This is a genomic window from Hyalangium minutum (assembly GCF_000737315.1).
Taxonomy (GTDB): domain Bacteria; phylum Myxococcota; class Myxococcia; order Myxococcales; family Myxococcaceae; genus Hyalangium; species Hyalangium minutum.
On sequence record NZ_JMCB01000006.1, the window covers coordinates 885,915 to 899,394 of the forward strand.

Annotated in this window: 12 protein-coding genes; 11 read left to right on the forward strand and 1 reads right to left on the reverse strand. The window is 69.5% G+C overall.

What is annotated here, in order from left to right:
• Positions 1 to 48 precede the first annotated feature (48 nt).
• Entirely contained in the window at positions 49 to 414 is a 366-nt protein-coding gene (locus DB31_RS19105) for a hypothetical protein (protein WP_240486762.1), read from the forward strand.
• A gap of 127 nt (positions 415 to 541) precedes the next feature.
• Positions 542 to 958 (forward strand): hypothetical protein, encoded by a 417-nt coding sequence (locus DB31_RS19110; protein ID WP_044189585.1) that lies wholly within the window; start codon positions 542 to 544, stop codon positions 956 to 958.
• Positions 959 to 1,046: 88 nt separating this feature from the next.
• Here DB31_RS19110 and DB31_RS19115 read toward each other — a convergent pair whose 3' ends face one another.
• A complete protein-coding gene (locus tag DB31_RS19115) occupies positions 1,047 to 1,712 on the reverse strand; it encodes an SCO family protein (RefSeq protein ID WP_044189587.1) in 666 nt (221 codons plus the stop codon).
• A gap of 295 nt (positions 1,713 to 2,007) precedes the next feature.
• Between DB31_RS19115 and DB31_RS44915 the strand changes: the two genes are divergently transcribed.
• The 9 genes from DB31_RS44915 (at position 2,008) to DB31_RS19155 (ending at position 13,479) form a co-directional block, all read left to right on the forward strand.
• Positions 2,008 to 2,259 carry a hypothetical protein gene (locus DB31_RS44915; RefSeq protein ID WP_157232055.1) on the forward strand — a complete coding sequence of 84 codons (252 nt, stop codon included), beginning with the start codon at positions 2,008 to 2,010 and terminating at the stop codon, positions 2,257 to 2,259.
• On the forward strand, positions 2,259 to 3,011 hold the full coding sequence (locus DB31_RS19120) for a cytochrome c oxidase subunit II (protein WP_052420086.1): 753 nt from the start codon (positions 2,259 to 2,261) through the stop codon (positions 3,009 to 3,011). The genes DB31_RS44915 and DB31_RS19120 overlap by 1 nt, the downstream gene beginning before the upstream one ends.
• A complete protein-coding gene (locus DB31_RS19125) occupies positions 3,008 to 4,762 on the forward strand; it encodes a cytochrome c oxidase subunit I (RefSeq protein ID WP_083968487.1) in 1,755 nt (584 codons plus the stop codon). Before DB31_RS19120 ends, DB31_RS19125 begins: the two co-directional genes overlap by 4 nt.
• A complete protein-coding gene (locus DB31_RS19130) occupies positions 4,759 to 5,319 on the forward strand; it encodes a cytochrome c oxidase subunit 3 (protein WP_044189591.1) in 561 nt (186 codons plus the stop codon). Before DB31_RS19125 ends, DB31_RS19130 begins: the two co-directional genes overlap by 4 nt.
• On the forward strand, positions 5,316 to 6,305 hold the full coding sequence (locus DB31_RS19135) for a cytochrome c (protein ID WP_044189593.1): 990 nt from the start codon (positions 5,316 to 5,318) through the stop codon (positions 6,303 to 6,305). The genes DB31_RS19130 and DB31_RS19135 overlap by 4 nt, the downstream gene beginning before the upstream one ends.
• A gap of 105 nt (positions 6,306 to 6,410) precedes the next feature.
• On the forward strand, positions 6,411 to 7,301 hold the full coding sequence (locus DB31_RS19140) for an RpnC/YadD family protein (protein WP_044189595.1): 891 nt from the start codon (positions 6,411 to 6,413) through the stop codon (positions 7,299 to 7,301).
• Positions 7,302 to 7,536: 235 nt separating this feature from the next.
• Positions 7,537 to 10,977, forward strand: a complete 3,441-nt coding sequence (locus tag DB31_RS19145) for a PAS domain-containing protein (protein WP_083968440.1) — start codon at positions 7,537 to 7,539, stop codon at positions 10,975 to 10,977.
• A 122-nt stretch (positions 10,978 to 11,099) separates the two neighbouring features.
• Positions 11,100 to 12,794 (forward strand): glucosaminidase domain-containing protein, encoded by a 1,695-nt coding sequence (locus DB31_RS19150; protein WP_157232056.1) that lies wholly within the window; start codon positions 11,100 to 11,102, stop codon positions 12,792 to 12,794.
• A 259-nt stretch (positions 12,795 to 13,053) separates the two neighbouring features.
• Positions 13,054 to 13,479 carry a nuclear transport factor 2 family protein gene (locus DB31_RS19155; RefSeq protein ID WP_044189599.1) on the forward strand — a complete coding sequence of 142 codons (426 nt, stop codon included), beginning with the start codon at positions 13,054 to 13,056 and terminating at the stop codon, positions 13,477 to 13,479.
• Position 13,480: the final 1 nt, after the last annotated feature.

A 13,480-nucleotide genomic window follows, 5' to 3' on the forward strand; every position in this document is an offset into this window, starting at 1 on the left:
CTGCGTCCTGGTTCGCCTTCATCTCCCCAAACCCCTGGAGTCGAAGACATGTCTCAGGACACCTCTCCCCGCCCGAAGCGTGGTCTCAAGCGCCCCGTCGAAGTGGTCCGCGCCGAGCTGCTCAAGGATGCAGACACCAAGCGCATCGCCAAGGCGGTGGGCATGTCGCTCGAGGACTATGTGGAGCTGGTGCTCAAGTACGCCCAGGACAAGGACAAGGAGCCCGAGGTCCACGTCGTCTCCGACGAGGAGCTGAAGAAGAACGGCTTCAACGTCGTGACGGCCGAGGAGGCCGGCAAGATGCTGGTGGCCATCGCCAAGGGCGAGTTCGGCGTGGATCAGTCCTTCCAGAACTCGGAGTTCGAGGCCTCCAGCGGCCCCAAGGGCCCCTCGCTGACGGGCGACAAGAAGTAGGCAGAGGCGTGGATCGGCGGAAATTGATCGGGAAAATGCACGCAGGAAACCTTTTCCCTACCCCCCCGATAACTCCTTTGTAAGCAGTACTTCTCCACTAAAAACTTCGAAAAAAGAGAGTCACGCCATGGGCAAGGTCGTCAAGGGTATCGCCGACGTCGCGAAGAAGGTCTCCGAGGTCGCTGGGAAGGTCGCCAACATCGCCGGCAAGGTGATGGATGTCATCCAGAAGCCGCTGAGCGCGCTGACCCAGCCGATCAAGGACATCGCCGGGAAGTTCCTGGACAAGCTCGGCCCCTTCGGCAAGTTCCTGAAGCCGCTGGCTGACAAGGTCATCGACGGCGCCGCGAGCTTCCTCGGCGGCGGCCCGCTGGGCACCCTGGGCGCGCTGGGTGGCGTGGCCAAGACGGTGGGCGATGTGGCCAAGATCGCCGAGACCGTGAAGGGCGTGGCGGACAAGGTCGGCGCGTTCGCCGAGAACCCGCTGGGCCAGCTGAACTTCCAGAACATCCTGGCTCACGCCCACGCGCAGCACGTGGAGTAGTCGTCAGGAAGTTCGCGGCGCCTGCTGAGGCCGCATCAACGAGGGCCGGTCCCTTATGCGGGGACTGGCCCTTCGTCTTTTCCGGCACTTAGCCGTTCTCGCGGGCCAACCGCGCCGCGTCACGCAGGAGCCGCTGGAAAGCCTCCTCGTCACGGCTCTCGTAGTAGCCGCGGATCTCCCCCATGCCGTCCACGAGCACGAAGTGGTCGCCGTGGAAGATGCCCATCACGTCGGCCTCATCCAGGGACTGGCGGTCCATGTAGATCTTGAAGCTGTTGACGACGGTGTCCTTGATGGCGGCGTAGTCGCCGGTGAGGAAGCTCCAGCGAGCGGCGTTGGCGCCATGCTTCTGGGCGTACTCGGCCAGGCGCGCCGGGGTGTCATAGGCGGGGTCCACCGAGAAGGACACCAACTGCAGGCCGGGCCCGAACGCGTCCGTCTCCTTCTGGATGTGGGCCATCCTCCGGGTGAAGGCGGGGCAGACGGTGGGGCAGCGGGTGAAGATGAAATTGGCGACGTAGGGGTGGCCCTTGAGCTGGGCCGAGCCCCACGCGGAGCCGTCCTGCCGGGTGAAGGAGAACGCGGGCAGGGTGCCGAGCTGGGGCAGCGGCTGGGAGCGGGCGCGCAGGAAGCCTGCGGCGAGCACGGCCATCCCCAGCGCCATGACGGCCACTCCGAGCCAGAGCGCGGGGTGGCGGAGGAGCGGAATCGGGGCGGCGGGAGCGGGAGCGGAGGCAGGAGTCTCAGCGGACATATGAAGAAGGCCCTGGACGGAGGCAGCGGACAGCTAACGGAAGTACCACGGGAGCACAAGGGACGCGGTGACGCAGCGCGGTGCCCGAGGGTCCGAGAGCCTTGCCGGGAAGCGTGCACAGCGGGCGGGCATGCATTGCCTATATAAGGATGCGGGCCGAGCGTGCGGCGCTTGAGGGGCGTGGAGGGGCATGGTAGCCGGTGAGCCGATGCCCTGTGACCGCCCTGATCCGGTTGCCACGGCGGCCCTCTCGGAGTCCGGAGGGCCCCTGCGGCACGAGCCCTCTCTCCCGAGCATGTCCCTCCAGGCCTGGGCGCGGGCCCTGACGCGGTGCGTGCAGATGCTGAGGACGGTGCTGGCGGCCGTGCTGGGCCTGCTGCCCGGGTGGGCGTGGGCGTGCCCAACGTGCGTGGCGAGGGCGCCGGAGTCGGCGGGGCGCTCGGCGCTGCTGGTGGGTGCGCTGCTGCTGGCGCCCTTCCTGCTGGTGGCGGTGGGCGTGTGGGCGGCGGTGCGGGTCGCGCGAGGTGATGCCAAGAGGAGCTCGTGATGGACGCCTCGCTGCTGGCGCCTCCGGAGAACGTGAGCGCGCACAGCCATCCCATCGATGCGTTGCTGGCGCTGAGCCACCGCTTCGATCTGATCCTGTCGGTGTTGATGCTGGGCGTGCTGGTGGGGTTCCTGTGGCACTTCCGAGGGGCTCGGAAGGTGGCGCCGGATGCGGGGACGATGCGGAGCCGGGCCTTCGTGATGGTGGCGGCGCTGACCATCTTCGGGGTGGTGGACGGGACGCTGTTCGCGCGCTCGCTGGGGTACCTGAACGACGTGCTGTGGAACTTCGAGGTGCCGGAGAAGAGCCCGGACACGGTGCGCGTGGAGGTGAACGCGCGGCAGTGGGCCTGGGAGGTGCGGTACGCGGGCGAGGATGGGCGCTTCAACACGGCGGATGACGTGCTGACGTGGAGCGAGCTGCGGGTGCCGGTGGGCGCGCCGGTGTGGGTGCAGCTGGCGTCCTCGGACGTGGTGCATGGGTTCTCGCTGCCGAACCTGCGGGTGAAGCTGGATGCGATCCCGGGCCGGGTGAACCAGACGTGGTTCCAGACGGCGCGCGAGGGCACGTGGGAAGTGGCCTGCTACCAGCACTGCGGCACGAGCCACTACAAGATGCGGGGCACGCTCACGGTCATGTCCCCGGAGGCGTACGCCACGTGGCTGCGCGAGGCGGGGAAGCAGGCGGGGCAGGCGTATGACGCGCAGGACACGGCCGCGCACTGGGGCTGGGAGTGGAGGCCCGCGCCATGAAGCTCTTCTCCACGGATCATAAGGTGGTGGCGCGGCAGTTCCTCTGGGCGGGGTTCGGGTTCCTGCTGGTGGGCGGGCTGCTGGCGATGCTCATCCGCTGGCAGTGGGCGTTCCCGGGGCGGGCGGTGCCGGGGCTCGGGTGGGCGCTGCCGAGCTCGGGCGGGGCGCTCACGCCGCCGGCGTACACGGGCGTCTTCACCATGCACGGGCTGCTGATGGTGTTCTTCGCCATCGCGCCGCTGTTGATTGGAGCGCTGGGTAACTTCGTCATTCCGCTGGCGGTGGGCGCTCGGGGCATGGCGTTCCCGCGGGTGTCGGCACTGAGCTTCTGGGTGTTCGCGGTGGGCGGGGTGCTGGTGCTGGCCTCGTTCGGGGTGCGGCTGGGGACGGCGAGCGCGGCGTGGACGAGCTACCCGCCGCTGTCCACGCACGTGTTCACGCCGGGCGTGGGGCAGACGCTGGTGATGGCGGGGGTGGTGTGCGCGGCGCTCTCGTCGTTTCTGGGCGCGGTGAACTACGTGGTGACGGTGGTGCGGTGCCGGGCGCCAGGGATGGAGTGGAAGCGGCTGCCGCTGACGGTGTGGGGGCTGTTCTTCACGTCGGTGCTGAACCTGCTGTTCATCCCGGTGGTGGCGGCGGCCACGGGGATGCTGTTGATGGACCGGCTGGCGGGCACGCGGTTCTTCCTCGAGGGCGCGGCGCTGACGCCGGGCACCGGGGGTGACCCGATGCTCTACCAGCACCTGTTCTGGCTGTTCGGGCACCCCGAGGTCTACATCCTCATCCTGCCGGGCTGGGGGATGATCGGAGACATGGTGGCCTTCTTCAGCCGGAGGCCGGCGCACGGGTACCGGGGTACGGTGCTGGCGATGGGCGTCATCTCCTCGCTGTCCGGGCTGGTGTACGCGCACCACCTCTTCACGAGCGGGCTGTCGCCGATGCTGGGGCGGGCGTTCAGCACGCTGACGATGATCATCTCGCTGCCGTCCACGGTGCTGTTCCTGAACTGGCTGGCGACGCTGTTCCGCGGGAGCGTGCGGCTGACGGCGCCGCTGCTGGCAGCGGTGAGCGCCATGGTGGTGTTCGGGCTGGGAGGGATTACGGGGCTGGCGCTGGGGACGGTGGCCACGGACATTCCGCTGCACGGGACGATGTGGGTGGTGGGGCACTTCCACCTGACGATGGGGGCGGCGAGCTTCCTGGCGGTGTTCGCGGGGCTGTACTTCTGGTTCCCGAAGATGTTCGGGCGGACGCTGCACGCGGGGCTGTCGAGGGCGCACGTGCTGCTGAGCGCGGTGCTGTTCCTGGCGGTGTTCGGCGGGCAGCTGATGACGGGGTACGCGGGGCAGCTGCGGCGGTTGTATGACCCGTACCAGTACACGTTCCTGAAGCACCTGCTGGAGCTGAACCAGTGGACGAGCTTCGCGGCGTTCGCGCTGGGGCTGACGCAGCTGCTGTTCGTGGTGAACCTGGTGTGGACGCTGCGCAAGGGGCCGGCGGCGGATGCGAACCCGTGGCAGGTGGGGACGCTCGAGTGGACGTGCGCGCCGAGCCCGCCGCCGGTGGACAACTACCCGCAGGTGCCGGTGGTGGTGCGCGGGCCGTATGCGCTCTCGCAGCCGGAGGTGATGGATCGGCTGGGGCGCGATTGGATTGGCCAGGCGGAGGTGCTGCCGGGAGAGGCGGCGCCCGCGGCGGAGGGTGAAGCCGCGCAGCCGGGACCGGTGCAGAGCGTGGGAGGGACGGCATGACGCCCGTGGAGACGCCTGCTCCCGCGGGGCGAACAGACGCGGGGACGGACTGGTTCGGAGCCGTGGTGGCGCTGAGCGCGTGGGGGATGCTCTTCGCGGCGCTGGCGTTCTCGGTGGGCTACCTGCGGATGCGGGACCCGTGGCCGCTGGCGGGGATGCCGCCGCTGCCGAGGATTCTCCCGGCAGTGTCGGTGGGGCTGCTCGGGGTGGCGGCAGCGCTGCTGCACCTGAGCGGGCGCGGGGCGAAGGCGCTGCCGTGGGCCGGGGGTGCGCTGGGAGCCTTGGTGGCCTCGCTTGCGGTGCAGGGGCTCGTGATGAGCACGCTGTGGAGTGCGGGGCTGAAGCTGCCGCAGGGTGGGGCGTACGCGTCCGTGGTGTACGGACTGGGCGCGGTGCACGGTGCGCACGTGGTGGCGGGAGGGGTGGGCCTGGTGCGCGAGCTGGTGCGAGGGCTGCGAGGCGTGGAGGTGCGCGGAGCGCTGCGGCTCTGGGCGCTCTATGGAGCTTTCCTGACGGTGACGGGGCTGATCCTCTTCGCGGCGGTGTACCTGCCATGAGCGCGAGACGCACGGGGCTGGGGTGGTTGCCGGTGCTGGTGGCGCTCGGGGTGGGGTGCAGCGCGGGGGCACCGGCGCCGAAGCTCGAGCCGCTGAAGCTGGGCGACGGGCGCACGGTGGCGGCGGAGACGCTGGAGCGCGGGCGGGACGTGTACGCGTACTACTGCCTGTCCTGCCACGGCTCGGGAGGGGATGGGCAGGGGCCGGCGGCGGTGGGGATGCGTCCACCGCCTCGGAACTTCAAGCAGGGGCTGTTCAAGTTTGGCGGAGTGGCGGCGGGTGAGCTGCCCACGGACGAGGCGCTGAAGCGCACGGTGCGGCGAGGGCTGCACGGCACGCCGATGCTGCCGTGGGGTGTGCCGGAGGCGGACGTGGAGGCGGTGGTGCAGTACGTGAAGACGTTCAGCCCGCGCTGGCAGCAGGAGGCGCCGGGGCAGCCGCTGGAGGCGTCGGCGGATCCGTGGAAGGGGCGCGAGGCGGAGGCGGTGGAGCGGGGCAAGCGGGCCTACCACGTGGCGGGGAAGGGGAACGCGGGGTGCTCGGGGTGCCACATCTCGTACTTGCCGAAGCCGGAGCTGGAGGTGCTGGTGGAGCAGGTGACGGGGCGCAAGGTGGACCTGAGCAAGGTGGATCCGTACACGCAGCAGGCGCGGGACTCGGACTACACGGTGGCGGTGGACGACAAGGGCGAGCCCGCGCAGATGGCGAGGGTGTTGCCGCCAGACTTCCTGATGCACCGGCTGCGGACGGTGTGGCCGCTGGGGACGGAGGTGGAGGGAGCGGAGTACACGCCGGAGCGGCAGCGCGAGGACCTGTACCGGGTGATTGCGGCGGGCGTGGGCGGGGCGGCGATGCCGACGTGGAAGGGCGCCATTCCCGAGGAGAACCTGTGGGCGCTCGCGTACTACGTGCAGACGCTGGTGAACCAGCGAGACACGGCCGAGGGCCGCGCGTTCAAAGCGCGCCTGCGCAACCCGGCGAAGTGACGCTTTCCATATTGAGCGAGCGTGACCAGCCTACCTGATAGGTTGGTTCCTCGTCTAGAGTCCGAGGCCATGACGTGTCAGACCCCTCAGGTAGGGTGCTGGTCCATGGCTTCCATGCAGCACGAAGGACTCCTGCTCTTGTTCCGCAACCGGCCCACGTTGGCGCCGGAGCTGTTGCGTGATGCGCTCGGTCTGAAGTTGCCGGCCTGGACGGAGGCGCGGGTGGAGTCCGCGGAGCTCACCGAGGTGGTCCCCACCGAGTACCGAGCAGACCTCGTGGTGCTTCTGCTGGAGGGCAAGCCCATCTTCGCCATTGTGGTGGAGGTGCAGCTGTCGCGGGACGAGGACAAGCGGAAGACGTGGCCGCTGTACCTGACGAGCCTGCGCTCACGAGTGGGCTGTCCCACCGCATTGCTGGTGGTCGCTCCGGATGCCTCGGTGGCGCGATGGTGCGCACAGCCCATCGAGCTGGGGCACCCAGGCTTCACACTGCATCCGCTGGTGGCAGGGCCAGGCGCCATCCCTGTCGTTACCAACGAGCAGGAGGCCTGTCAGGACCCAGAGTTGGCGGTGCTGTCGGCAATGGCCCATGGGCGTGAAGAGGTGGGCATGGCCGTCGCCCAGACGGTTATGAACGCCTTGGGGGACCTTGATACGGAACGTGTCCGCCTTTACGTTGACCTGGCCATGTCCTCGCTGAGCGAGGCGGCCCGTGGTGCCTTGGAGGCTCTGATGCAGAGTGGCAAGTACGAGTACCAGAGCGAGTTCGCGCGAAAGTACGTGGCACAGGGGCGTGAAGAGGGGCTCCGGGAGGGGCTTCAGCAGGGCCGGTATGAGGGCGAGCGGGCAGCACTGCTCGAAGTGCTCAATGCCCGGGGCCTCCAGGTGGATGAGACCACTCTTCATCGAATCATGGGCTGCTCAGACCTCGCGCAGCTCAAGAGCTGGCTGCGCAAGGCTGCGACGGCACAATCCACCCAAGAGCTCTTCGCGTGAGCTGCGTTCCTCACGGAGCTTGAGCGGGACAGAGGGCACTCCACTGAGGGTTTTCCTTTAGAACGGTAGCTCCTTCGCGAGGGCCTGTGCTTCGGTGCGCCTGTACGCTAGGACGGCCCACATCGGAGCAGCCATGAGCCCACTCGCCGACGGATGACCTACTCCTCTTCAACGGTTCGAACGCGGCAGCAGCGAACCCATTCCCGGCTTCTGCTAAGCCTGGGAGCCGTCCTCTATGGTCCTCCCGCTCCACACCCCAGCATTCCAGCAGGCAGGCTCTGGGACACCCGTGGGCGGCGACCCGAAGTTCGATCCCCTCCTGGACAGCATCACCGATGGCATCGTCTCGGTGGACCGGGAGTGGCGCGTCACCTACCTCAATGCCGTGACCGAGCGGCTCGCAGGCCGCTCGCGTGAGTCCCTGCTGGGCAAGGTGCTCTGGGCCGAGCTCCCCGACCTGACCCAGACGCCCTTCGCCGCGGCCATCCGCCAGTCCATGGAGACCGGCAGCCAGGCCACCCTCACGGACTATTTCCCACCCACGGACTCGTGGTTCGAGATCCGCGTCTTCCCCTCAGCCGCGGGACTTGTGCTCATCCTCCGCGACATCACCGAGATGCGTCAGGCCGAGGTGGAACGCCTCCGGCTGCTGGCCGCCGAGCGCTCCGCCCGCGAGCAGGCCGAGCGCACCGCTGACCGGATCACGCGCCTCCAGGAGCTCACCGCCCACCTCTCCGCGGCCCGCTCCCCCGAAGAGGTGATGTCCGTGGCCGTGGATCGCATCATGGCCTCGGTGGGCGCCAACCTGGCCATGGTGGCCCTGCCCGTCGAGGGCCAGGATGTCCTTCGAACGGTGGCCTACAACGGCCACTCACGCCAGGTGTCCCACGACTTCCAGCTCATGCCGCTGGATGCGCCCCTGCCCGTCTCCGCCACCTACCGCTCCGGCCAGCCCGAGTGGCTCGAGTCTTCCGAAGCCCTGGTGTCTCGCTACCCGAACCTCCACCCACTGCTCCGGGAGCAGTCCCTGACCCGCTCGCTGGCGAGCATGCCCATGGTGGTCGAGAGCCGGGTGGTCGGCGTGCTGGCGCTGTGCTTCCCCGAGCCGCGTGCCTTCTCGGGTGATGACCGCGAGTTCCTCCTGGTGCTGGCGCGGCACTGCGCGCTGGCCATCGAGCGCTCGCGGCTGCTGGCCGAGGTGGAGGCCCAGCGCGCCCGGCTCGAGGAACTGGTGATGCGCGCCCCCGCGGTGATGTCCGTCACCCGGGGCCCCGAGCACCGCTTCGTCCTCTGCAATCCGCGCTACCGCCACCTGCTGGGCGGACGTGACGTGACGGGGCTGACCGCGCGCCAGGCCATCCCGGGCCCCGAGGGCCAGAACGTCCTCGATATCCTGAACCGCGTCTTCGCCACCGGAGAGCCCTTCGTCGGCAAGGAGCTCCCCGGGCGCCTCGGAGCGTCCACCGCGGATGTGACGATGTCCGAGAGCTACTTCGACTTCGTCTACCAGCCGCTGCGCGACGCCGAGGGGCGCGTGGAGGGCATTGCCTCGTTCGCCTTCGAGGTGACGGATCAGGTGCTCGCGCGGCAGACCGTGGAGGAGCTGCTGCGGGACATGGCGCGCAGCGAGGAGCGCTTCCGCGCCTTCCTCACCGCCACCTCGGAGATCATCTGGGACATGCCGCCCCAGGGCGAGTTCGATGCGGATCAGCCGGGCTGGCGCACGTTCACCGGCCAGACGCGGGCACAGTTGCTGGGCTGGGGCTGGCTGGACGCAGTGCACCCGGAGGACCGCGAGTACGCGGCGCGAGAGTGGCGCCGGGCGGTGGCCGCGAGCACGCCCTACCAGGGCGAAGTGCGGCTGCGGCGCCATGACGGGGTGTACCGGTACATGCAGGTGCGCGCGGTGCCGGTGCTGGAGCTGAACGGAGCGGTGCGCGAGTGGGTGGGCATCCACCGCGACATCACCCGCCAGCGCGAGGACGAGGCCGAGCGCGCGCGGCTCCTCATGCGCGAGCAGTACCACCGGGCGCAGCTCCAGGGGCTGGCGCAGGCCTCGCTGGCCATTGGGCGGGCGCCCTCGCTGGATCAGGCGCTGCGCGTCATCACCGAGCAGGCGCGGGAGCTCATCGGCGCGCACCAGGCCGTGACGAGCCTCTCCACGGGCGAGGACTGGGCGCAGGCCATCCACACCGTCTCGCTGTCGGCCAAGTACGCCGCGTGGCGTGACTACGCGGCGCCGGTGGACGGCTCGGGCATCTACGCGAAGGTGTGCGAGAGCAACCAGCCGGCGCGGATGACGCAGGCGGAGCTGGAGGCTCACCCGAGGTGGCACGGCTTCGGGGCGCACAAGGGCAAGCACCCGCCCATGCGGGGCTGGCTCGCGGTGCCGATGGTGGACCGCAATGGGCGCAACCTCGGGTTGATCCAGCTGTCGGACCGGTACGAGGGCGACTTCACCGCCGAGGACGAGGCCATCCTGGTGCAGCTGGCCCGGCTGGCGGCGGTGGCCATCGAGAACGCGCGGCTCATGGCGGAGTCCCAGGCGGCCAACCGCGCCAAGGACGAGTTCCTCGCGGTCATGAGCCACGAGCTGCGCACGCCCCTCACGGCGGTGCTGGGCTGGACGCAGATGCTGCGCAACCAGAAGGACAACGCCGTCATCCGCGAGAAGGGCCTGGAAGTCATCGAGCGCAACGCGCGCTCGCTGGCGCAGCTCATCGAGGACGTGCTGGACGTGTCGCGCATCCTCACGGGGAAGCTGGCGCTGCACCGCAAGGCGGTGGACCTGGCCACAGTGGTGCAGGCCGCGGTGGAGGTGGTGCGGCCTCGCGCCGAGCAGAAGAGCGTGTCGCTGGCGGTGTCCGTGGGCCCAGGGACGGGGCACGTGACGGGGGACCCGGGACGGCTGCAGCAGGTGTTCTGGAACCTGCTGGCCAACGCGGTGAAGTTCACGCAAGAGGGCGGCACGGTGGAGGTGCAGCTGGAGCGGGCCGAGGCGGAGTGGCGGGTGCGGGTGAAGGACACGGGCCAGGGCATCCACGCGGACGCGCTGCCGCACCTGTTCGAGCGCTTCTGGCAGGCGGACGGCAGCAGCACGCGCGAGCACGGCGGGCTGGGGCTGGGGCTCGCCATCGTCCGGCACCTGGTGGAGCTGCACGGCGGAACGGTGGAGGCGGAGAGCGCGGGGCTGGGGCTGGGCGCCACCTTCACGGTCCGGCTGCCGCTGCCCGTGGTGCTGCCGGAGGCCGAGCGCTCGGCCTCGGGCGAGGGCGCCGCGAAGAGCCCTGCGCGGCTGGACGGCGTCCGGGTGCTGCTGGTGGAGGACGCGGAGGACGCGCGCGAGCTCATTACCCTGCTGCTGCGCGATCGCGGCGCGGAGGTGCGCACGGCCGCCAACGGCCGCGACGCCATGGAGCGGCTCACCGAGGCGCTGCCGGACGTGCTCATCTCCGACATCGGCCTGCCCGGCGAGGACGGCCACGCGGTGCTCAAGCGCGTGCGCGACTGGGCGGACACGAAGGGCGAGTGGATCCCCGCGATTGCACTCACAGCGTACGCCGGGGCGGAGGACGCCCGCCGGGCCTACCGGGCCGGCTTCCAGGTGCACATGGCCAAGCCGCTGGAGGCCGAGGCCCTGGTCGAGGCCGTGGCGAAGCTGTCCGGTCAGGAATGACCCATTGCGTCATGTAGCGGGGAGGACCTGCCCGGCTGATCGGAGGGGGAGGCGCAACTTCTCCCAGGCTCGTGCGAGAATCAGACGAAGATTTACCCCTTTGTCTCCCGCGGAGTCCTCCCGTGACCGTCTATTCTGTTCGCAGCGGCGACACCCTCAACGCCCTGGCGAAGCGCTTCAACACCTCGGTGTCTGAGATCGCCAAGGCCAACAACATCACCAACCCCAACAAGATCTCCACCGGGCAGAAGCTGACCATCCCGGACGGGTTCGATCGGCCCACGACCAAGCCGACGCAGTCCGGCGGTAGCAGCAGCGGCGGCGGCTCGAGCGCCCCGGCCCAGGCCGCGGGCAACGGCGGCCCGGTGCGTGACAGCAACGGCCGTCAGTACCAGACGTCCTCGGACGGCACGCCGATGTACAAGCAGGGCGATGCGGAGTGGGGCAGCCGCGCTCTGGGCACCGGCTCCAGCATCAGCGCCGCCGGCTGCGCCATGACGGCCACCTCCATGGCCGTGAGCAAGATCAGCGGCCAGGCCATCAACCCGGGCCAGATGGACAAGTACCTGGACTCGCACGGTGGCTACGTCGGCAACGGCCTCGTGTGGGACAAGGCGGCTCAGGCGGCCGGTCTGCACGCCTCCAAGCAGGGCTGGAGCCTCGACACCATCAACAAGCAGGTGGACGCGGGCCGTCCCGTCGTCATCGGCGTGGACTACAAGGCCGGCAGCGGCGGCGGCGCCAACGGCACCGACCACTGGATCACCGTGACGGGCCGGGGCAAGGAGGGTGGCAAGGACGTCTACTTCGCCAACGATCCGGCCACCGGGAAGCAGATCACCCTGCGCAACGAGGGCGGCCGCCTGGTGGGTGGCCCCTCGAACTACAAGTCCACGGGCGAGCTGGTGACGTTCTCCGGCGGCAACCCCCCGAAGCCGGGCACCACGCCGTCCACCCCGGCCACGCCGTCCACCCCGAGCACCGGCGGCACCACCGGCACGGGTGGCACCCAGGCTCCGGCGGCGAACGCCACGAGCCTCAAGGGCGTGACGATTCCCTCGGCCAACCTGAAGCGCGGCGACACGGGCCCGCAGGTGGAGCAGCTCCAGCAGGCGCTGGTGAAGGCCGGCTACATGACGTCGGCCCAGGTGAACACGGGCCCGGGCACCTTCGGCCCGAAGACCGAGGCCGCCGTGAAGAAGTTCCAGGCGGACCACGGCGTGGAGTCCATCGGCCAGTACGGCCCGAAGACCCGCGCGGCCTTCGAGAAGCTGGGCGCCAAGGTGGGCGGCTCCACCCCGAGCACCCCTACCACTCCCACCACTCCGACGGGTCCGATTGGCGACCTGCCCAAGACGGGCAACGCCTTCATCGACCGCGTGGCGGCCGACGCCATCAAGAGCCAGCGGCAGACGGGCGTGCCCGCCTCCGTGACGCTCGCGCAGGCGATGCTGGAGAGCGGCAGCGGCAAGTCCGGCCTGGCCACCAAGGGCAACAACTTCTTCGGCATCAAGGGTGAGGGCCCCGCCGGCCACGTCACCATGCCGACGAAGGAGTTCCTCAACGGCAAGTGGGTGACGGTGGACGCCAACTTCCGCAAGTACAACTCGCCCGCCGAGTCCTTCGCGGATCACGGCAAGTTCCTGCGTGACAACAAGCGCTACGCCAACGCGTTCAAGCACACGGACGACGCGGCCCAGTTCGCCAAGGAGATCCACAAGGCCGGCTACGCCACCGACCCGGAGTACTCCAACAAGCTCATCTCCATCATCAACAAGTACGGCCTGGAGCGCTTCGACCAGATCGGCCGTCAGTAAGCTCCGAGCTCGCTTGAGCGAGGCATCACCCCCGCTGGCGGAGCATCGCCGGTGGGGGTGAAGACGAGGACCGTGAGCCCTTCTGGGGCCGCGGTCCTCGTTGCGTTTGGGGGGCATGGGCGCAGGGCGTGGCGGGCTGCCAGGCAGGGGCTGGGCTCACTCCCGCCGGGAGCAAGGAGGCGAGCGCGGGCCAGGAGACAGCGGCTCACCGCATGCGCACCGTTCGAGCGACACCCCTTTCGTATCGAGCGAGGAGCGCATGGCGACGGAGCGAGCGCAGCGATTCGTGGACGCACTGGCGAAGCTGGAGGAGAGCGGGGACCTGGAGGCCATCGTCTCGCTGTTCGCCGAGGACGCGAAGGTGAGCAACGTGGCCTCGCAGCGGGAGTTCACGGGGCGGGAGGGCGTGCGCCAGTTCTGGAGGGACTACAAGGCCATGCTGGCCAGTGTGAAGTCCACCTTCCGCAACATGATCGAGTCGAACGACCGTGTGGCGCTGGAGTGGGAGACACAAGGCACGGCGCAGAACGGAGCGGCGGTGAACTACGAGGGCGTCTCCATTCTCGAGTGGGATGGCGATCGGATCCGCCGCTTCTACGCGTACTTCGACCCGGGGCTCTTGGGACGGGAGATCGCGCACGGGACGGCGAAGCGCTCGGAGCCTCCGGCCACCACGCCGGCGTAGC

Excerpts from the sequence above, each read along its gene's own strand:
- DB31_RS19105 (WP_240486762.1), top strand. The coding sequence starts at position 49 with ATGTCTCAGGACACCTCTCCCCGCCCGAAGCGTGGTCTCAAGCGCCCC.
- DB31_RS19110 (WP_044189585.1), top strand. The coding sequence starts at position 542 with ATGGGCAAGGTCGTCAAGGGTATCGCCGACGTCGCGAAGAAGGTCTCC.
- DB31_RS19115 (WP_044189587.1), bottom strand. The coding sequence starts at position 1,712 with ATGTCCGCTGAGACTCCTGCCTCCGCTCCCGCTCCCGCCGCCCCGATT.
- DB31_RS44915 (WP_157232055.1), top strand. The coding sequence starts at position 2,008 with ATGTCCCTCCAGGCCTGGGCGCGGGCCCTGACGCGGTGCGTGCAGATG.
- DB31_RS19120 (WP_052420086.1), top strand. The coding sequence starts at position 2,259 with ATGGACGCCTCGCTGCTGGCGCCTCCGGAGAACGTGAGCGCGCACAGC.
- DB31_RS19125 (WP_083968487.1), top strand. The coding sequence starts at position 3,008 with ATGAAGCTCTTCTCCACGGATCATAAGGTGGTGGCGCGGCAGTTCCTC.
- DB31_RS19130 (WP_044189591.1), top strand. The coding sequence starts at position 4,759 with ATGACGCCCGTGGAGACGCCTGCTCCCGCGGGGCGAACAGACGCGGGG.
- DB31_RS19135 (WP_044189593.1), top strand. The coding sequence starts at position 5,316 with ATGAGCGCGAGACGCACGGGGCTGGGGTGGTTGCCGGTGCTGGTGGCG.
- DB31_RS19140 (WP_044189595.1), top strand. The coding sequence starts at position 6,411 with ATGGCTTCCATGCAGCACGAAGGACTCCTGCTCTTGTTCCGCAACCGG.
- DB31_RS19145 (WP_083968440.1), top strand. The coding sequence starts at position 7,537 with ATGGTCCTCCCGCTCCACACCCCAGCATTCCAGCAGGCAGGCTCTGGG.
- DB31_RS19155 (WP_044189599.1), top strand. The coding sequence starts at position 13,054 with ATGGCGACGGAGCGAGCGCAGCGATTCGTGGACGCACTGGCGAAGCTG.